Source organism: Neisseria sp. WLZKY-1 (assembly GCF_046546535.1).
GTDB lineage: Bacteria > Pseudomonadota > Gammaproteobacteria > Burkholderiales > Neisseriaceae > Neisseria.
Genome location: NZ_JBKGTW010000021.1, coordinates 18,021 through 35,512, shown reverse-complemented (window position 1 = coordinate 35,512; position 17,492 = coordinate 18,021). Strand labels below are relative to the sequence as shown.

Here is a 17,492-nt window from a genome sequence, read left to right as displayed (position 1 = left end):
CCAAAATGGTGGTCAGTGCGGCGGTCAGGGTGGTTTTACCGTGGTCGACGTGACCGATGGTGCCAACGTTTACGTGCGGTTTGCTGCGTTCGAATTTTTCCTTAGCCATGAGCTAATTCCTTTACAAATAAAGATCACAAAGAACAAAGGCCGTCTGAAAAGGATTTCAGAGTATTCAGACGGCCTGACGGATACCGAATCAGCCTTTGCGGGCTTCGGTTACGGCTGCGGCCACATGGGCGGGCGCTTCCGCGTATTTTTTAAACTCCATGGAGTAAGTGGCGCGGCCTTGGGTGGCGGAACGCAAATCGGTTGAGTAACCGAACATCTCCGCCAAAGGCACTTCGGCACGGACTTTTTTGCCGCCGATACCGTCGTCGTCCATACCCAATACAATGCCACGACGACGGTTCAGATCGCCCATTACGTCGCCCATGTACTCTTCGGGAGTTTCCACTTCCACTGCCATAATCGGCTCGAGGAGAACGGGGTTGGCTTTTTTCATACCTTCTTTAAAGGCCATGGAAGCTGCCAATTCGAATGCAATCTGCGAAGAGTCCACATCATGGTACGAACCGAAAGTCAGGCGGACGCGGACGTCGACAACGGGATAACCGGCAACGATACCGTTAGACAGGGTGTCACGGATACCTTTATCTACAGACGGAATGAATTCGCGCGGAATCACGCCGCCTTTGATTTCGTCGATGAATTCGTAACCTGCGCCACCCGGTTCCAGCGGTTCCATTTTGATGACAACGTGACCGTACTGGCCTTTACCGCCAGACTGTTTGACGTGTTTGGCTTCGGATTCGACTTCTTTGCGGATGGTTTCGCGGTAGGCCACCTGAGGCGCACCGATATTGGCTTCAACACCAAATTCGCGCTTCATACGGTCTACAATGATCTCCAAGTGCAGCTCACCCATACCAGAAATAATGGTCTGTCCGGATTCTTCGTCCGTACGCACACGGAAAGACGGGTCTTCCTTAGCCAAGCGGTTCAGGGCAATACCCATTTTCTCTTGGTCGGCTTTGGTTTTCGGCTCGACGGCAATGTGGATAACTGGCTCAGGGAATTCCATGCGTTCCAAGATAATGGGAGCGTTTTCGGCGCACAGGGTTTCGCCTGTAGTCACATCTTTCAGACCGATGGCAGCAGCAATATCACCCGCACGGACTTCTTCGATTTCCGTACGATCTGCTGCAGTCATCTGCACCAAACGGCCGATACGCTCGCGCGTGCCTTTTACAGAGTTCAACACGTTGTCACCGGATTTGACGACGCCAGAGTAAACACGGATGAAGGTCAGTTGTCCGACATACTTGTCGTTCAACATTTTGAACGCCAAAGCAGAGAAAGGAGCCTCGTCGGCAGCCTGACGGTTATCGGGCTCTTCGCTGTTGGGGTTGACACCCTGTACCGGCGGAATGTCGGTAGGTGCGGGCAGCAACTCAACAACGGCATCCAACATGCGCTGAACACCCTTGTTCTTAAAGGCAGAACCGCACAACATCGGTTGGATTTCACCTGCCAAGGTGCGCTGGCGCAAAGCACCAACGATCTCTTCTTCGGTCAGTTCTTCTCCGCCCAAGTATTTGTCCATCAGTTCTTCACTGGCTTCTGCTGCGGCTTCAATCATGTTTTGACGCCACTCTTCGGCCGTATCGACCAAATCGGCAGGAATATCGCCGTATTCGAAAGTCACGCCCTTGTCAGCCTCGTTCCAAATAATGGCTTTCATTTTCAATAGATCGACAACACCTTCGAAACTGTCCTCGGCACCCACGGGAATCACGATCGGCACGGGGTTGGCGCGTAGACGGGTTTTCATCTGCTCGACAACGCGGAAGAAATTAGCACCTTGGCGGTCCATTTTGTTTACAAAGGCCAAACGCGGAACTTTATATTTGTTGGCCTGACGCCATACGGTTTCAGACTGGGGCTGAACACCACCCACAGCGCAGTAAACCATAACCGCACCGTCCAAAACACGCATAGACCGTTCCACTTCGACAGTAAAGTCTACGTGTCCCGGAGTGTCGATGATATTGAAACGGTGCTCGGGGAACTGCTTGGCCATACCAGACCAGTAGGAAGTAACGGCAGCAGATGTGATTGTGATACCGCGCTCCTGTTCTTGTTCCATATAGTCGGTGGTGGCCGCACCATCGTGCACCTCGCCCAATTTGTGGGTCAGGCCTGTGTAAAACAGAATGCGTTCGGTAGTAGTGGTTTTACCTGCATCAATATGCGCAGAAATACCGATGTTGCGATACAGGTTAATCGGAGTTTTACGAGCCATTTTTTCAGCCTTTCAAAATTAGAAACGGAAATGGGAGAAGGCTTTGTTGGCTTCGGCCATACGGTGTACTTCTTCGCGCTTTTTCATTGCGCCGCCGCGGCCTTCGGCGGCATCGATCAATTCGCCCGCCAGGCGCAGATCCATTGATTTTTCACCGCGTTTGCGTGCGGCATCGCGCACCCAGCGCATTGCCAAAGCCAATCTGCGTGAAGGTCTGACTTCAACAGGGACTTGGTAGTTCGCACCACCGACACGGCGGCTTTTTACTTCCACGACAGGCTTGGCATTAGCAATAGCCTCATTGAAAACTTCAATGGCCTCTTTGCCTTGTACTTTTTTAGCGATTTGCTCAAGCGCGCCGTATACGATGCGCTCGGCAACGGCTTTTTTGCCGTCAATCATCAGTACGTTCATGAATTTGGTCAACTCAACGCTGCCGAACTTAGGATCGGGCAATACGTCGCGCTTGGGGACTTCTCTACGTCTTGGCATTTCAATTCCTTTAACTATTCAGTCGGGGACTTGCCCCATGAATGCCCATCGGGACATCCACTTACTCGGCCGTTTCAATTCAGGCGGCCGACGTGCCTTTTAATATCCTTACTTAGGACGCTTCGCACCGTATTTAGAACGGGCTTGTTTGCGGTCTTTCACACCGGCAGTATCCAAAGAACCGCGGACGGTATGGTAACGGACACCCGGCAAGTCTTTTACACGACCGCCGCGAATCAGAACAACGCTGTGCTCTTGCAGGTTGTGGCCTTCACCGCCGATATAGGAAATCACCTCAAAACCGTTGGTCAGGCGCACTTTGCAGACTTTACGCAAAGCGGAGTTCGGTTTTTTCGGAGTAGTAGTGTACACACGGGTGCAGACGCCGCGTTTTTGCGGGCACGCTTCCAGTGCAGGCACTTTGTTTACGTACACGGGCTTTTTACGGCCTTTGCGTACCAATTGGTTAATAGTAGGCATACTTTCTTTGTCCTGTTGAAATGAAAATATTTGCCGACACCATGCCGACAAGAGCGGAATTATAGCGGCAAGGCAAACATACGGTCAAGAAAGGCTTTGACAGCCGGATACATCAAACATCTGAACAGATGCGGATTTTCCACACAAAAAGGCCGCCTGAAAAACGAAATCTTTTTTCAGACGGCCTCATCACAACAAGCAGACTGCAAATTAATTTTTAAGATTTGTCAGCCATTCTGCCGCGGCGGATAACCGCAGGAATCTCCAAATCGTCCAATACGCGCTGATCGGACAAATCGGGACCGGTCAGGTTCATATTGCGGACTTCGCGCCCAGAAGTAACCACCCCTGCAATATTGGAGAAATCCGCATCCGCAGAATCGCCTGACAAGCCGTCGAAATCTTCACGCACCGCATGCTGGCGGCGCGCAGACGGCGTCCGACCGTATTGAGCCGCAGGAGCCTGGGGAGCAGAGTAGTGGTTATTTTCCTTCAAACCTGTGGCGATGATGGTGACGCGGATGGCGTCTTCCGGCATGTTTTCGTCTTCAGCCGTGCCGTATTTGCGTTCCGAATCAGGGTGTGCGTAATCGTCGATTACGCGCATGATTTCGCGGTATTCCGACATTTTCAGACAACCCGGCGCGGTAGTGATATTGACCAGCACGCCGCGCGCGCCGTCCAAGCTGACATTATCGAGCAGCGGGCTGGAAATCGCCTCCTCGGTCGCCAGGCGGGCACGATCGACACCCTGCGAAGCCCCCGAACCCATCATCGCCATACCGGTAATGCCCATCACGTTTTTCACGTCGGCAAAGTCCAAATTGATAAACCCGGGACGGGTCACAACCTCCGAAATCCCCGCTACTGCCGCATGAAGTACGTTATCGGCCGCCTGAAATGCCTCGCGCACGGTAACGTCTTCGCCCAACGCGGTCATCAGCTTGTCATTCGGAATGACAATCAGCGAATCCACCTGACTTTTCAGATGTTCCAAACCCTGCTGGGCGATATGGATGCGCTTGCCTTCGTGCTCGAAAGGACGGGTTACCACGGCAACGGTCAGAATGCCCATTTCCTTGGCAATTTCCGCCACCACCGGTGCTGCGCCGGTACCCGTACCGCCGCCCATACCGGTTGTAATAAACAACATATTGGCGCCGCGCACGGCCTCGGTAATGGCTTCGCGCTCTTCCAAAGCGGCTTCGCGGCCGACTTCGGGATTAGCTCCCGCACCGAGGCCTTTGGTGAGATTGGTACCCAACTGGATACGTTTGGGCGCATTGTTTTTGCTCAAAGCCTGCGCATCGGTATTGGCGCTGATAAATTCGACACCTTGAATGGTGTTTTTAATCATGTTGTTAATGGCGTTGCAGCCGCCCCCGCCGATACCGATTACCTTGATAACCGCAGGGCTTGCGGCGGAATCCACTACATCGTAAACCAAATCCATTAAAACTACTCCTTTGCGCCCTGTTTGGGACGGCATACTCTGAACAAATACTGCGGATTATATAAGAAGCCGCATAATCTTAGCAAAAAACCTGCCGCAGGCGCGGCCTGCCGCCTTATCGGCGGCAAACGGGTATCAGCGGATTAAAAATTGTTGCGCAACCATTCTTTAATCTTGGCCAACAGCCCTTCGCCTTCCTCTTCGCGGTAAGACACCGGGCTGCTTTCGCCTCCGGCTTCCACATCGCCGCGCGCGGCATAGAGCAGACCGATAACGGTGGCGTTGCGCGGGTTGCGGATACGCTCCGATACGCCCGGCATTTCGGGCGGCACGCCGACACGAGCAGGCAGACCGAAAATATCTTCGGCCAGATCGACGATGCCGTTCAACATGGACGCTCCGCCGGTCAGCACCACGCCGGAAGTGAGCATGTCTTCATAAAAACCGCTGCGGTGCAGTTCGTGCAGGGTCAGTTCCAAAATCTCCTCGACGCGCGGACCGATAACGGTGGCGAGGCCGCGCCGTGCGATTTGGCGCGGCTGCCGGTCGCCAACGCTGGGCACTTCCACCATTTCGTCCAAATCTTCGTCTTCCAAGTCGGGATGCGCCACGCCGTGGTGGATTTTGATGTATTCGGCGGCGGCATAGGGCGTGCGCAGCGCCTGCGCCAAATCGCTGGTAATCAAATCGCCCGCCACGGGTATCACGGCGGTATGGCGGATGGCGCCGTTGGTGTAAACGGCAATATCGGTGGTGCCGCCGCCGATGTCGATAACGCACACGCCCAAGTCTTTTTCGTCTTCGGTTAAGACGGCCTGACCACTGGCCAGCGGCTGGAGCATGATTTGTTCCATTTCCAGGCCGCAGCGGGTAATGCATTTTTGGATGTTTTGCAGCGCGGTGACCGCGCCGGTGATGATGTGGACGCGGGTATCAAGGCGTACGCCGCTCATGCCGATGGGGTCGCGCACGCCGGGCTGGTTGTCGATGATGTATTCCTGAACCACGGTATGCAGGATGCTGTGGTCGGGCGGGATGTTTACCGCCTTGGCGGTTTCGATGGCGCGGTCGATGTCGGCCTGCGTCACCTCGCCGTCTTTGATTTTCACCACGCCCTGCGAATTGAGGCTGCGGATATGGTTGCCCGCGATGCCTGTGGTAACGCTGCCGACTTTGCAGTCGGCCATCAGTTCGGCCTCGCCGACAGCCTGTTTAATCGCCTGGGCGGTCGCGTCGATATTGGTGACCATGCCCGCCTTGAGGCCGCGCGAAGGCGCCTGACCGATGCCGACGATATGGATTTCGTTGTCCTCCTGCACTTCGCCGATCAGGGCGATAACCTTGGAAGTGCCGATATCGAGGGCGCTGATATAGTGTTTGTCTTTTGCCATATGTAAATTCCAGTCCTGTTTTTAATCTTATCCGAATCTTGTCCGCTCAATCGTTTTCAGACGGCCTCACTGCGGCGTCTTCGCTGTGTTCCGCTTTTTTCAGTCTGACGGCAAAACCGTCTTTGTAACGCATGTCCACATAATCCAATCTGTCCGCCTGCGCCGCCAGCAGCTCAGGCCATGCCTTGGCGAAGCGTCGCAGCCGTTCGCGCTCCTGCTCGCGGCCGAGGCGGACGGTTACGCCGTTGTCCAGTTCGATTTCCCACGCCGAGCGCGGCGTATAGGACAACACGGCAATGCCGAGTTTCTGCCCCGCCAGATCGCGGCGGAACATAGCCAGATGTTCGACCATGGTTTTGCCCGCTCCGGCCTGCCCCCGAAAACGCGGCAGATCCGTGTCCTCGTCCACGGCCGCGCGGAACACTTCGCCTTCGCTGTCGACCAGGCGGTTTTCGTCCCAGTGGGCAACGGGCACACGCTCGGTCAGGCGGATGTCCACCGTATCGGGCAGGCGGCGGCGTACTTCGGCGGACGCTATCCACGGCATACGGGAAAACGCGGCCTGTGCGCCGTTCAAGTCGGCGCGGAAAATATTGCCGCGTATGTAGCGCCGCGCAATTTCTTGCAGTTGCGCGCCGTCGGCATACTGCAAACTGCCGTCGATGTTGACTTTTTTAATCGGGAAATACGGCGAACGGTAGAGCCACACGGCCGCCGCGCCAATCAGCATGACGAAAACGGCGAAATAAAGCCAGCCGCTGACGCGGCGCATGGCCTGCGCGTTATTCCACATAGGCGGTTTTCAAAATCTCGATGCACAGCTGCGGGAAATCCATGCCCGCCTGCGCCGCTGCTTTGGGTACGAGGCTGTGCGAGGTCATACCCGGCAGGGTGTTGGCTTCCAAAAGATACAGACGGCCGGTTTCGTCTTTGAGAAAGTCGATTCTGCCCCAGCCGCGTCCGCCGACGGCGTCGAACGCGCGCACGGTCAGTTCTCGCATGAGTTGTTCGTCTTCGTCCGACAAGTCCGACGGGCAGAGGTAAACCGTGTCGTCGCGTTCGTATTTCGCTTCCAAATCGTAAAACTCGGTGGCGGGAATAATGCGCACGGCAGGCAGCGCACGACCGCCGATGATGCCGCAGGTGTATTCGCCGCCGCCGATGAATTTTTCGGCGATGATTTCGCCTTTGTACTGTTTCAGGTCGCGATACACGTCTTTCAGACGGCCTTCTTCTTTCACTTTCACCACACCGACGCTGCTGCCTTCGTTGGCGGGTTTGACAAACAGCGGCAGGCCGAGTTTGGCTTCCACGGCGGCAAAATCGCTGTCGTCGCGCAGCACTTCGTAATCGGGCACGGGCAGGCCGAGGCCTTTCCACAGGAGCTTGCAGCGGTATTTGTCCATCGCAACGGCGGAGGCGAGGACGCCGCAGCCGGTGTAGCGGATGCCGAGGGTTTCGAGCGCGCCCTGCACCGTGCCGTCTTCGCCGAATATGCCATGCAGGATATTAAACGCGCAGTCGAAGCCCTGCGTTTTCAATTCGCCCAGCGGTGTTTCTTTCGGGTCGAACGCATGGGCGTCGACGCCTTGTGCACGCAGGGCGGCCAATATGGCGCGGCCGCTGTCGAGCGAGATTTCGCGTTCGCTAGAAAAGCCGCCTGCCAGCACGGCCACTTTGCCGAAATTCTGCATATTTCTGTCTTTCGTTTGTTGCCTGTCGGCAGCCGCTCCGATACGGGCGGCATTGCCGGAATGGTTGGTTCGCTTTTCAGACGGCCTTGTGCCTGACTGCCGCTCTGAGGCCGTCTGAAAAAGAGAAAATGCGCTTCAACCGTGTTGAAGCTTGGTTTTCAGACGGCCTCTTTCGCCCGCTCTGCCAATGCGGCGGGCACTTTGTTGATGCTGCCCGCGCCCATGTTGAGCAAAACGTCGCCGTCGCGCAGCACGGTGTCCAACAGCATGGCGGGCAATTCGTTCACGTCGGCGCAGTAGAGCGGCTCGACTTTGCCGTAGGCACGGACGTTGCGCGCCAGCGCGCGGCTGTCTTCGGGCAGCGGGTCTTCTCCTGCGGCGTAGACGTCGGTGAGCACCAGCGCGTCGACGGTGTTGAGCACTTTGCTGAAATCGTCGAACAAATCGCGCGTGCGGGTGTAGCGGTGCGGCTGGAAGGCGAGGACGAGGCGGCGGCCGGGATACGCGCCGCGCGCGGCGGCAATGGTGGCGGCCATTTCGGTGGGGTGGTGGCCGTAGTCGTCGATAAGGAGGGCGCTGCCGCCCGCTTTCAAGGGAATATCGCCGTAGCTTTGGAAGCGGCGGCCGACGCCGCCGAAACCGGCCAGCCCCTGCTGCACGGCTTCGATGCCGACGCCGCATTCCAGCGCGATGCCGACGGCGGCCAGCGCGTTGAGGACGTTGTGGCGGCCGGGCAGGTTGAGGGTGACGTCGAAATCCTGCCGCTCGTGGCCTTTCATGCGCACATGGACGGTGAATTTCATCTGTGCGCCGACGCTTTGCACATTGTCGGCATAAATGTCGGCGGTATCGTCGAAGCCGTAGGTGGCGTAGGGTTTGCTCACTTTGGGCAGGATAGCGCGGACGTGGGCGCTGTCGGTGCACAGAAAGGCTTTGCCGTAGAAAGGCATGCGGTGGATGAAGTCGATAAAGGCCTGGTGCAGTTTGTCGACGCTGTGGCCGTAGGTGTCCATATGGTCTTCGTCGATATTGGTGACGACGGACATCAGCGGCGTGAGATAGAGGAAGGAGGCGTCGGATTCGTCGGCTTCGGCGACGATGTAGCTGCCTTTGCCCAGCCGCGCGTTGGTGCCTGCGGCGGTGAGTTTGCCGCCGATAACAAAGGTGGGATCGAGGCCGGCGGCGGCGAGCACGGAGGCGGTGAGGCTGGTGGTGGTGGTTTTGCCGTGCGTGCCGGCGATGGCGATGCCGTCTTTGAAACGCATCATTTCGGCCAGCATCAGGGCGCGGGGGATGACGGGAATCTGCCGCTCGATGGCCGCGGCCACTTCGGGATTGTCTTTTTTCACGGCGGTGGAGGTGACGACGACATCGGCGCCGCTGACGTGTTCGGCGGTGTGGCCGGGATAGACGCGCACGCCCAAATCGGACAGGTGGCGGGTTACGGCGCTTTGCGCCTGGTCGGAGCCGGAGACGGTGTAGCCCTGGTTGTGCAGCACTTCGGCGATGCCGCACATGCCCGAGCCGCCGATGCCGACGAAATGGATGTGTCTGACTCTGTTTTTCATGTTCATGATGGTGTTCCTGATGGTTGTTTCAGACGACCTCCGCATGTTTGGAAAACCGTCCGGACCGCGCCGCAAAAAAAGGGGCAGATTGTAAAGTTTTTGCCGCACCTGCGCCATGCGCGGCGAAGTAAAAACAGGTTTTTCCGCCGTTTCAGACGGCCTCTGCGCCCCGCCCGCGCGAAAGCTTGTCAGGCCGTCTGAAAACCCCGCTACGGCGCAAACGGCTTTTTCAGACGGCCTGTTGTTACGGGAACCGTTCGGAGGCCGTCTGAAAACTCAGCCGCGCGCCTCCGCGATTGCCGCTTCGGCCACGGCGTCGGCGCTGTCGGGATTGGCGAGGCGGCGGGCGTTTTGTGCCCGATGCAGGCATTGTTCGCGGGTGAGGCCGCCGAGGATTTGCGCGAGGCGGCCGGCGGTGAGTTCGGGCTGGGGCAGCAGTTCGGCGGCGCCGGCTTCGGTCATGAAGCGGGCGTTGGCGGTTTGGTGGTCGTCCACGGCAAAGGGATAGGGCACGAGCAGCGCGCCGACGCCTGCGGCGGTGAGTTCGGCGATGGTGAGCGCGCCCGCGCGGCAGATAACGAGGTCGGCATCGCGGTAGGCGGACACCATGTCGTCGATAAACTCGCTGCATTCGGCTTCGACGCCCGCGTTGCGATAGGCCGTCTGAAGCGCCTGCAATTTGCCGCGTCCCGACTGGTGGCGCACCTGAGGGCGCTGTTCGGGCGGCAGGGCGGCAAGGGCGGCGGGTACGGTTTCGTTCAGCACCTGCGCGCCGAGACTGCCGCCGACAACGAGGATTTTCAGACGGCCTTCCCTGCCCGCAAAGCGCGCTTCGGGCGCAGGCAGGGCGGCGATGTCGGCGCGCACGGGGTTGCCGACGAGGCCGCCGGGCGCGTCGAAGGCGCCGGGGAAGGCGTACAGCACACGGTCGGCTACTTTCGCCAACAGGCGGTTGGACAGACCTGCCACGGCGTTCTGCTCGTGGATCACGACGGGCACGCCCGAGAGTTTGGCCGCCGCGCCGCCGGGAAAGGTAACGAAGCCGCCGAAGCCAATCACGCAGGCGATATTGTGTTTTTTAATCACGGCGCGGGCGGCGCGCACGGTTTGCAGCAGGGTAAAAGGCAGCAGCAGCTTGCGTTTGAGGCCGTTGCCGCGCACGCCTTTAATCGCCAGCGTTTCCAGCGGGATGCCGTGCTGCGGCACGAGCCGCTCTTCCATCGAGTCGCGGCTGCCGAGCCAGACGACTTGGTGGCCGCGCTCCCGTAACGACTGCGCCACGGCCAGCGCGGGGAAAATGTGGCCGCCGGTGCCGCCGGCCATCAGGAGAAATGTTTTCGCACCCATGTTTTATCCTTCCACTTTGTAACCGCGCATTTTCAGGCGGTTTTCATAATCCGCGCGCAGCAGCAGACCCATGCTCACCAGCATGACGACCACCGCCGAGCCGCCGTAGGACACCAGCGGCAGGGTCAACCCCTTGGTCGGCAGCAGGCCGATGTTGACGCCGATGTGGAAAAAGCTCTGCACGCCTATCCACAGGGCGATGCCGTAGGAGACGAAGGAGCTGAAAAACAGCCCGAGATCGCGCGCCTGTTTGCCGATGGAAAACGCCCGCCACACCAGCCAGCCGTAGCAGAACACCAAAAGGCACATGCCGAAGAAGCCCCATTCTTCGCTGATAACGGCGAAGATGAAGTCGGTGTGCGCCTCCGACTCGGTGAGGAAGAAGCGTTTGTCCAAACTCGCCCCCGGCCCCGTGCCGAACCACTGGCCGCGTGCGTTGGCAATCAGCGAATGGGTGAGCTGGTAGCCCTTGCCCAGCGGGTCGCGGAAGGGGTCGAGGAAGGAGGTGACGCGCTCCATGCGGTAGGGCGCGAGCAGAATTGCCATCACCAGCCCCAAAAAGCCGAAGGATACGGCGGTGAAAAACCATTTTTTCGGCAAATCGGCGAGAAACAGCATGCCCAGCGCAATCAGCGCGGCCACCACCGTCGCGCCCAAATCGGGTTCGAGCAGAATCAGGCCGAGGCCGCCGCCGATAACGACGGCGGGGAAAATCAGGCTTTTGAGTTCTTTGAGCACTTCAGCGCGGCGGTTGAAAAAGGCGGCCAGATAGAAAATCAGCACCAGCTTGTAGGTTTCGCTCGGCTGGTAGCTGAAAAAACTGAGGCTGATCCAGCGCTTGGCGCCGTTGATGTTGCGGCCGACGAATAAAATCAGCAACAGAACCAGCGTATTGGCCAGCAGCAGGTGCAGCGAATAGCGGCGCCAGAACGACATTTTCACGGTGCAGGCCAAAAGCGCGGCAAAGGTGCCGCCGCCGACAAACACGGCCTGTTTGCGCACCACCTGCCACTGGTCGCCGTCGTAGCCCGCCCAGGCGATGGAGGCGGAATAGACCATCAGCAGGCCGAAGGAGACCAGGAGCACCAGCATCCACAGCAGCGACTGGTCGAACTTGTCGCCGTTTTTCAGGATTTTGCGGTCGAGCAGTTTGGATTCGTTAATCATGTTTCCGATACTTCATACTTCAAAATTTTTCTTTCAGACGGCCTTTCGGCAGTATTAAAGGCCGTCTGAAAGGGTCAGGGTTTTCCGTTTTTCCGCCGCAGAAGCACGACGGCGGCCAAACCGCACACGGCGGCGGGGATAACGGCCAGCGGCATCCATATGAGGGTTTCGTGTGTGCCGGTATGCGCCGTTTGCGCGGAATAAAGCAAAAAGGGGAAGAACAGGCTTGATGCCGCCGTCCACCATAAAAACCAATGCAGCCGCAGCGGCAGACACAACCATGCGGACAAGAGGCCGCAGGCCGCGCCGAACAGGCAGAATACGGTAAAGGTCATATGCGTTTCTCCGTTTTGCAGGTTTCAGACGGCCTTGCAGCGAAAGAGGCCGTCTGAAAAGGCGGGACGATGTTTTCAGACGGCCTGTCATGCCGCGCCGAGACGGCGAACGGCTTCTACAAGCCCTGAAACGCTTCGACAAACACTTCGGAGCGGTGGGCGTAGTTTTTAAACATATCCATGCTGGCGCAGGCGGGGCTGAGCAGCACAATATCGCCGCTTTGCGCCCGGGCATAGGCCGTCTGAACGGCCTCTTGCAGCGTGGCGCAATCGATCAGTTCCACATCCGCGCCCGCCAAATCACGGCGGATTTGCGGCGCGTCGCGGCCGATGAGCAGCACGGCTTTGGCCTTGCCGCGCAACACGTCGGCAAGCGGCGTAAAGTCCTGCCCTTTGCCCAAGCCGCCGAGTATCACAAACAGCGGGTTTTGCAAACCGTTAACCGCAGCGGCGGTGGCGCCGACGTTCGTGCCTTTGGAGTCGTCGATAAACGTGATGCCGTTTTTCTCGCCGATTTTTTCCACGCGGTGCGCCAACCCTTTAAAGGTTTTGACGTGCGGCAGCAGCGTGTCGCGCGGCAGGTCGGCGGCTTCGCACAAGGAGAGCGCGGCCATCACGTTGGCGGCGTTGTGCAAGCCCTGCAAAGGAATGTCGGCAAGGTCGATGAGGCCGTCTGAAGCCGCTTTCAGACGGCCTGTGTCGCGGTCAAACCAATAATCGGCTTGGTTTTCCAGCGAAAACCATTTCACCTCGCGGCCTGCGCGTTTCATGGCGCGGCACAGCGCGTCGTCGGCGTTGAGCACCTGCACGCCTTCGCCGCGAAAGATTTTGTCTTTGGTGTGGGCGTAGTCGAGCAGGTCGTCGTAGCGGTCGAGATGGTCTTCGGAAATATTGAGCACGGTGGCGGCGGCAGGGCGCAGGCTTTCGGTGTTTTCCAGCTGGAAACTCGACAATTCGAGCACCCACACGTCGGCTTTTTTGCCGCCGCGCTGCATTTCGGCTTCTAAAACCGGCGTGCCGATATTGCCCGCGACTACGGTATCCAGCCCGCTTTGTCGGCACAAATGGCCGACCAAACTCGTTACCGTAGTTTTACCGTTGCTGCCCGTGATGGCGATAACCTTGTCGCCGCGCGCGTTGAGAATGTGTGCGAGGATTTCCACGTCGCCCAACACGCGCCCGCCGTTTTGCTTGAACGCGGCGATGTCGTCCTGCCGCTCGCTGATGCCGGGGCTGAGGGCAAGGATGTCGAAACCATGCGCCAGCGCGTCTTTCAGACGGCCTCCGTAGCACTCAATGCCTGCGAAACGGGTTTGTAATTCGGAGGCGCGATCGGCCGACAGTTTTTCATCGTAAGCCGCCACGCTTGCGCCCTGCGCGTGCAGATAGTCCAGCATGGAGAGGCCGGTACTGCCCATGCCGGCGACGAGGATTTTTTGGTTTTTCCAGTTCATTTTGCAATCTCTTTCAGGGGTTTCAGACGGCATCAGTCAAACGTTAAAGGCCGTCTGAACGATTAGGGTCTGTTGACAATCAGCCTTGCGGCGGTGTTTTTGGCAAAAAATACCCGCCTGCCGCGTCAAAAATGCTTGCAAGGTGTCCAACCTTGCTGCGCTTTTTTCCTTGCATTCGGGCATTTTTTACTCAAAAACCGTCTCGCAAGCTGAATGTCAACAGCCCCTAGGCTTGCGCCGCCCATTGTGCGGCCAGCGTACCGAAGGCTTGGGCGTAATTCGGGTCGTAGCGGCGGCGCGCTTGGATGTAGTTTTCCAGCCGCCGGTAGTCGGCGATGAGGGCACGGCGGCAGCCGCGTCGAGCCAGCGGCGGGCGGCGTAGAGGTGCGGGTCGGCGTTTTCAGTTTCGATAAAGCGCAGGGTGAAGTTGTCGAAGGTCTGCCGCGAGGAATGGCGGGTGTTTTGGTAGCCGGTGTAGGCGACGATGGCGGTGATGCCAACGGAAATCACGGCGGTGAGGTCGGCCAGGGCGAGGGTTTCGGTAAGCTGCATGGTGTTTCAGACGGCCTTTGGAGGTTTCAGACGGCCTCTGAGGCCGTCTGAAAAGACAAATCAGCGGATTTTCAGCGTGCTCAGGCCGACAAGCACCAAGACGATGGTAATGATCCAGAAGCGGACGACGACTTGGGTTTCTTTCCAGCCTTTTTGTTCGTAGTGGTGGTGGATGGGCGCCATCAGGAAGATGCGTTTTTTGGTGCGTTTGTACCAGCCGACCTGCAACATCACGGACACGGCTTCGACGACGAACAGGCCGCCCATGATGAAGAGGACGATTTCCTGGCGCACGATAACCGCCACCGTGCCCAGCGCCGCGCCGAGCGCCAGCGCGCCCACGTCGCCCATAAACACCTGCGCGGGATAGGCGTTGAACCACAAAAAGCCGAGGCAGGCGCCGCACATGGCCGCGCAGAACACGGCCACTTCGCCCGCGCCTTTGACAAAGGGCAGTTGCAGATAGTGGGCGAAATCGTAATGGCCGGAAACATAGGCGAAAACGGCGAGGCCGCCCGCCACGAGCACGACGGGGAAGGCGGCGAGGCCGTCGAGGCCGTCGGTCAGGTTCACGGCGTTGGACGTGCCGACGATCACGAGATAGGTGAGGATAACGAAGCCCAGCCCGCCCAGCGGATAGGCAAACTGTTTGAAAAACGGAATAAGCAGCTCGCCCGAGGCGGGCAGCTTGACGACATAAAACAGCGTGATGCCCGCCGCGAGGGCGACGGCCGACTGCCAGGCCATTTTGAATTTGGCCGACACGCCGTTCGGGTCTTTGTAGACGACCTTGCGCCAGTCGTCGTAAAAGCCCAGCGCGCCCGTGGCGAGCAATACGCCCAGCAGTATCCAGACATAGGGGTTTTCCCATCTGCCCCACAGCAGCACGGACACGGTGATGGCGGTGAGGATGAGCGAGCCGCCCATGGTGGGCGTGCCGTTTTTAATCAGGTGGGTTTGCGGCCCGTCGGTACGCACGGCCTGGCCGACTTTGAGTTCGGCAAGTTTGCGTATCGTCCAAGGGCCCAGAAGCAGCGAGAAAACCAGCGCGGTGAGCGCGGCCATCACAGCGCGGAAGGTGGTGTATTGAAAAACATTCAGCGCGCTGAACCAGCCGCTGAAATGCGAGAGCCAGACAAACATGGGGCTTCCTTTTGTTTATTGCTTGGGTTGTGTGGTTTTGGTATGTGGTTTTTGGGGTGTTTCAGACGGTCTGACGCGGCTTGTTTACGGCGCAAAGGATGCGGTGACACACAGCGGCGGATTGCCCGGCCGCACGCTGCCGCCGATATCGCGGCAGAGGTCTTCGTACAGAAACGCCTGCGCGCGCATACCGGCGTAAAACATGCCCAACAAGGCGGCGGTCAGCAGCAGGATTCTGCCCGTTTTGGCTTTGTCCATCGTTGTCCTTTCTTTTTCAGACGGCCTATTTGAAATAATCTTCGGGCATCAGGAAATACAGGCACACCATCACCGAAGCAAAGGCCGCCACATCCAGCCACGACATCCACGGCTGCCACGGATAAAGCCAGTGGCGCAGGGTGTTTTCGGCGATAAAGGCCAGCCCGCCCAGCAGCCCGATGCGCCGCGCCCAATCGCGCCCGCGCCACAGGCCGTAGGCCACCGCACCCATCGCCAGCGAAAACAGCAGCGGCTCGGCCACGGAAACGGCAAACCAGCCCGTGCCGATAGTGCCTTCTATCGTTTTGCTGTCCAGCTCCGTGCGCCCGTGCCACAGATAAATCGCGGTGTTCAGCGGCCACAGCACAGCCGTGGCGGCCACCACGCAGACGATAAACTGCAAAAGCACGGGTCTTTTCATCGTTGTTTCCATTAAGCCGTATTGAGCTGCAGCAGCTTTCAGACGACCTCTTTCTCTTCCAGCGCCCCGACGACTTCTTCCATTTCCATAAAGCGCGAACCCTTCACCAAAACGCTCGCGCCCTCGGGCAGGTTGTATTCCAGCACCTGAATCAGCGGATCTTTGGCGGCAAACCACAAGCCTGCCGCACCGAAAGTTTCCGCCGCTTCCACGCTTTCGTCGCCGACAAAATAAGCCGCTTCGATGCCCTTGTCGCGGGCGTATGCGCCGACTTCGGCGTGCATGGCGGCGGCTTCGTCTTCGCCCAACTCGCCCATGTCGCCCATCACAAACACGCGCGGCGCGGGCAGCGCGGCCAGTACGTCGATGGCGGCTTTCATGCTGTCGGGGTTGGCGTTGTAGGTATCGTCAATCAGCGTCGCGCCTTTGATGCCGCGTTTGACTTTCAGACGACCTTTAATGTTGCTGAACTCTTTAAGGCCGTCTGAAACCTCGTTCAGGGTCAAACCGGCGGCCAGCGCCAGCGCGGCGGCGGCAACGGCGTTGTGGACATTGTGGCGGCCGGGTACGGGCAGCGACACGGCGGCGGTTTCGCTGCCGCACACCAAATCAAATTCGCACGAAAGCGGATGCAGCACGATATTTTGCGCGTGCACGCTGCCGCCGTCCACGCCGAAAGTCTGCTGTTTGTGCGCGGCAGAGGCCGTCTGAAAAATCTCTGCGTTGGCATCTTCGCAGGGAATCAAGGCCAAACCGTCCGCGCCCAAACCCTGATAAATCTCGCTTTTGGCGCGGGCGATGTCGGCCGTGCCGTCGAAGCCGCAGCCGACATGGGCGCGTAGCGCGTTGTTGACCAGCGCGGCATCGGGCTGGGCGATTTGCGTCAGCACCGCCAGCTCGCCGAAATGGTTCATGCCCATTTCAATCACGGCATAGTGGTGGTTTTCGTTTAATTTCAACAGCGTGAGCGGCAGGCCGATATGATTGTTGAAATTACCTGCCGTCGCCAGCACGGCCGCATCGCCGAAGCGGCGGCGCAACACGGCGGCCAGCATTTCTTTCACGGTCGTCTTGCCGCCCGAGCCGGTGATGCCGAACACAAACGGATTCACGTTTTTGCGCCACGCGTGCGCGAGTGTCTGCAAGGCTGCCAGCGTGTCGCCCACAAGCAGCGCACCGCGCAAACCGGCGCAATCTCCGCGCGACACCACCACCGCCGCCGCGCCTGCGGCCGATACGTCTTCGGCAAAGTCATGGCCGTCGAAACACCCGCCCTCGAGCGCGAAAAACACATCGCCCTCACGGATGTCGCGGCTGTCGGTAACAATGCGCGACACGGCGCGGTTTTCCGACGGCAGCGGCAGATTGAGGGCTTGGCAGATGAAGTTTAGGTCTAGTGGTTTCATGTTTGATTCTAAAATTTTGTTTTGTT

Annotated in this window: 18 protein-coding genes; all 18 read right to left on the bottom strand. The window is 58.6% G+C overall.

Annotated features, from left to right (window positions below):
* A partial coding sequence (locus ACLD9W_RS07215; RefSeq protein ID WP_238524244.1) for a GTP-binding protein occupies window positions 1-109 on the bottom strand: 109 nt, incomplete at its 3' end.
* A 90-nt stretch (window positions 110-199) separates the two neighbouring features.
* Window positions 200-2,305 carry an elongation factor G gene (fusA, locus tag ACLD9W_RS07210; protein ID WP_410841384.1) on the bottom strand — a complete coding sequence of 702 codons (2,106 nt, stop codon included), beginning with the start codon at window positions 2,303-2,305 and terminating at the stop codon, window positions 200-202.
* 18 nt (window positions 2,306-2,323) lie between these two features.
* Complete coding sequence (gene rpsG, locus ACLD9W_RS07205) at window positions 2,324-2,797, bottom strand: 30S ribosomal protein S7 (RefSeq protein ID WP_410841383.1); 474 nt, start codon at window positions 2,795-2,797, stop codon at window positions 2,324-2,326.
* 108 nt (window positions 2,798-2,905) lie between these two features.
* A complete protein-coding gene (gene rpsL / locus ACLD9W_RS07200; protein ID WP_003783497.1) occupies window positions 2,906-3,277 on the bottom strand; it encodes a 30S ribosomal protein S12 in 372 nt (123 codons plus the stop codon).
* 217 nt (window positions 3,278-3,494) lie between these two features.
* A complete protein-coding gene (ftsZ, locus tag ACLD9W_RS07195) occupies window positions 3,495-4,730 on the bottom strand; it encodes a cell division protein FtsZ (RefSeq protein ID WP_410841382.1) in 1,236 nt (411 codons plus the stop codon).
* Window positions 4,731-4,873: 143 nt separating this feature from the next.
* Window positions 4,874-6,121: a cell division protein FtsA gene (gene ftsA / locus ACLD9W_RS07190; protein WP_410841381.1), complete on the bottom strand. Its 1,248-nt coding sequence runs from the start codon at window positions 6,119-6,121 to the stop codon at window positions 4,874-4,876.
* Between the two features lie 46 nt (window positions 6,122-6,167).
* Window positions 6,168-6,914, bottom strand: coding sequence for a cell division protein FtsQ/DivIB (locus ACLD9W_RS07185; RefSeq protein ID WP_410841380.1), 747 nt, complete (start codon window positions 6,912-6,914; stop codon window positions 6,168-6,170).
* The gene (locus ACLD9W_RS07180; RefSeq protein WP_410841379.1) at window positions 6,904-7,815 is read right to left on the bottom strand and encodes a D-alanine--D-alanine ligase; all 912 of its coding nucleotides are present in this window, start codon (window positions 7,813-7,815) and stop codon (window positions 6,904-6,906) included. Before ACLD9W_RS07180 ends, ACLD9W_RS07185 begins: the two co-directional genes overlap by 11 nt.
* A 158-nt stretch (window positions 7,816-7,973) precedes the next feature.
* Window positions 7,974-9,383, bottom strand: coding sequence for a UDP-N-acetylmuramate--L-alanine ligase (gene murC / locus ACLD9W_RS07175; RefSeq protein ID WP_410841385.1), 1,410 nt, complete (start codon window positions 9,381-9,383; stop codon window positions 7,974-7,976).
* A gap of 276 nt (window positions 9,384-9,659) precedes the next feature.
* A complete protein-coding gene (gene murG / locus ACLD9W_RS07170) occupies window positions 9,660-10,730 on the bottom strand; it encodes an undecaprenyldiphospho-muramoylpentapeptide beta-N-acetylglucosaminyltransferase (protein ID WP_410841378.1) in 1,071 nt (356 codons plus the stop codon).
* Between the two features lie 3 nt (window positions 10,731-10,733).
* Window positions 10,734-11,897, bottom strand: coding sequence for a putative lipid II flippase FtsW (ftsW, locus tag ACLD9W_RS07165; protein ID WP_410841377.1), 1,164 nt, complete (start codon window positions 11,895-11,897; stop codon window positions 10,734-10,736).
* A gap of 74 nt (window positions 11,898-11,971) precedes the next feature.
* The gene (locus ACLD9W_RS07160) at window positions 11,972-12,232 is read right to left on the bottom strand and encodes a hypothetical protein (protein ID WP_410841376.1); all 261 of its coding nucleotides are present in this window, start codon (window positions 12,230-12,232) and stop codon (window positions 11,972-11,974) included.
* Window positions 12,233-12,348: 116 nt separating this feature from the next.
* Window positions 12,349-13,686 carry a UDP-N-acetylmuramoyl-L-alanine--D-glutamate ligase gene (gene murD, locus ACLD9W_RS07155; protein WP_410841375.1) on the bottom strand — a complete coding sequence of 446 codons (1,338 nt, stop codon included), beginning with the start codon at window positions 13,684-13,686 and terminating at the stop codon, window positions 12,349-12,351.
* 216 nt (window positions 13,687-13,902) lie between these two features.
* Window positions 13,903-14,238: a hypothetical protein gene (locus ACLD9W_RS07150; protein ID WP_410841374.1), complete on the bottom strand. Its 336-nt coding sequence runs from the start codon at window positions 14,236-14,238 to the stop codon at window positions 13,903-13,905.
* Window positions 14,239-14,298: 60 nt separating this feature from the next.
* Window positions 14,299-15,381, bottom strand: a complete 1,083-nt coding sequence (gene mraY, locus ACLD9W_RS07145) for a phospho-N-acetylmuramoyl-pentapeptide-transferase (RefSeq protein ID WP_395429489.1) — start codon at window positions 15,379-15,381, stop codon at window positions 14,299-14,301.
* 84 nt (window positions 15,382-15,465) lie between these two features.
* The gene (locus ACLD9W_RS07140; RefSeq protein ID WP_395429488.1) at window positions 15,466-15,639 is read right to left on the bottom strand and encodes a hypothetical protein; all 174 of its coding nucleotides are present in this window, start codon (window positions 15,637-15,639) and stop codon (window positions 15,466-15,468) included.
* A gap of 25 nt (window positions 15,640-15,664) precedes the next feature.
* Entirely contained in the window at window positions 15,665-16,060 is a 396-nt protein-coding gene (locus tag ACLD9W_RS07135; RefSeq protein WP_410841373.1) for a hypothetical protein, read from the bottom strand.
* Between the two features lie 38 nt (window positions 16,061-16,098).
* Window positions 16,099-17,466, bottom strand: a complete 1,368-nt coding sequence (locus ACLD9W_RS07130; RefSeq protein WP_410841372.1) for a UDP-N-acetylmuramoyl-tripeptide--D-alanyl-D-alanine ligase — start codon at window positions 17,464-17,466, stop codon at window positions 16,099-16,101.
* Window positions 17,467-17,492 lie beyond the last annotated feature (26 nt).

Excerpts from the sequence above, each read along its gene's own strand:
- fusA (WP_410841384.1), bottom strand. The coding sequence starts at position 2,305 with ATGGCTCGTAAAACTCCGATTAACCTGTATCGCAACATCGGTATTTCT.
- rpsG (WP_410841383.1), bottom strand. The coding sequence starts at position 2,797 with ATGCCAAGACGTAGAGAAGTCCCCAAGCGCGACGTATTGCCCGATCCT.
- rpsL (WP_003783497.1), bottom strand. The coding sequence starts at position 3,277 with ATGCCTACTATTAACCAATTGGTACGCAAAGGCCGTAAAAAGCCCGTG.
- ftsZ (WP_410841382.1), bottom strand. The coding sequence starts at position 4,730 with ATGGATTTGGTTTACGATGTAGTGGATTCCGCCGCAAGCCCTGCGGTT.
- ftsA (WP_410841381.1), bottom strand. The coding sequence starts at position 6,121 with ATGGCAAAAGACAAACACTATATCAGCGCCCTCGATATCGGCACTTCC.
- ACLD9W_RS07185 (WP_410841380.1), bottom strand. The coding sequence starts at position 6,914 with ATGTGGAATAACGCGCAGGCCATGCGCCGCGTCAGCGGCTGGCTTTAT.
- ACLD9W_RS07180 (WP_410841379.1), bottom strand. The coding sequence starts at position 7,815 with ATGCAGAATTTCGGCAAAGTGGCCGTGCTGGCAGGCGGCTTTTCTAGC.
- murC (WP_410841385.1), bottom strand. The coding sequence starts at position 9,383 with ATGAAAAACAGAGTCAGACACATCCATTTCGTCGGCATCGGCGGCTCG.
- murG (WP_410841378.1), bottom strand. The coding sequence starts at position 10,730 with ATGGGTGCGAAAACATTTCTCCTGATGGCCGGCGGCACCGGCGGCCAC.
- ftsW (WP_410841377.1), bottom strand. The coding sequence starts at position 11,897 with ATGATTAACGAATCCAAACTGCTCGACCGCAAAATCCTGAAAAACGGC.
- ACLD9W_RS07160 (WP_410841376.1), bottom strand. The coding sequence starts at position 12,232 with ATGACCTTTACCGTATTCTGCCTGTTCGGCGCGGCCTGCGGCCTCTTG.
- murD (WP_410841375.1), bottom strand. The coding sequence starts at position 13,686 with ATGAACTGGAAAAACCAAAAAATCCTCGTCGCCGGCATGGGCAGTACC.
- ACLD9W_RS07150 (WP_410841374.1), bottom strand. The coding sequence starts at position 14,238 with ATGCAGCTTACCGAAACCCTCGCCCTGGCCGACCTCACCGCCGTGATT.
- mraY (WP_395429489.1), bottom strand. The coding sequence starts at position 15,381 with ATGTTTGTCTGGCTCTCGCATTTCAGCGGCTGGTTCAGCGCGCTGAAT.
- ACLD9W_RS07140 (WP_395429488.1), bottom strand. The coding sequence starts at position 15,639 with ATGGACAAAGCCAAAACGGGCAGAATCCTGCTGCTGACCGCCGCCTTG.
- ACLD9W_RS07135 (WP_410841373.1), bottom strand. The coding sequence starts at position 16,060 with ATGAAAAGACCCGTGCTTTTGCAGTTTATCGTCTGCGTGGTGGCCGCC.
- ACLD9W_RS07130 (WP_410841372.1), bottom strand. The coding sequence starts at position 17,466 with ATGAAACCACTAGACCTAAACTTCATCTGCCAAGCCCTCAATCTGCCG.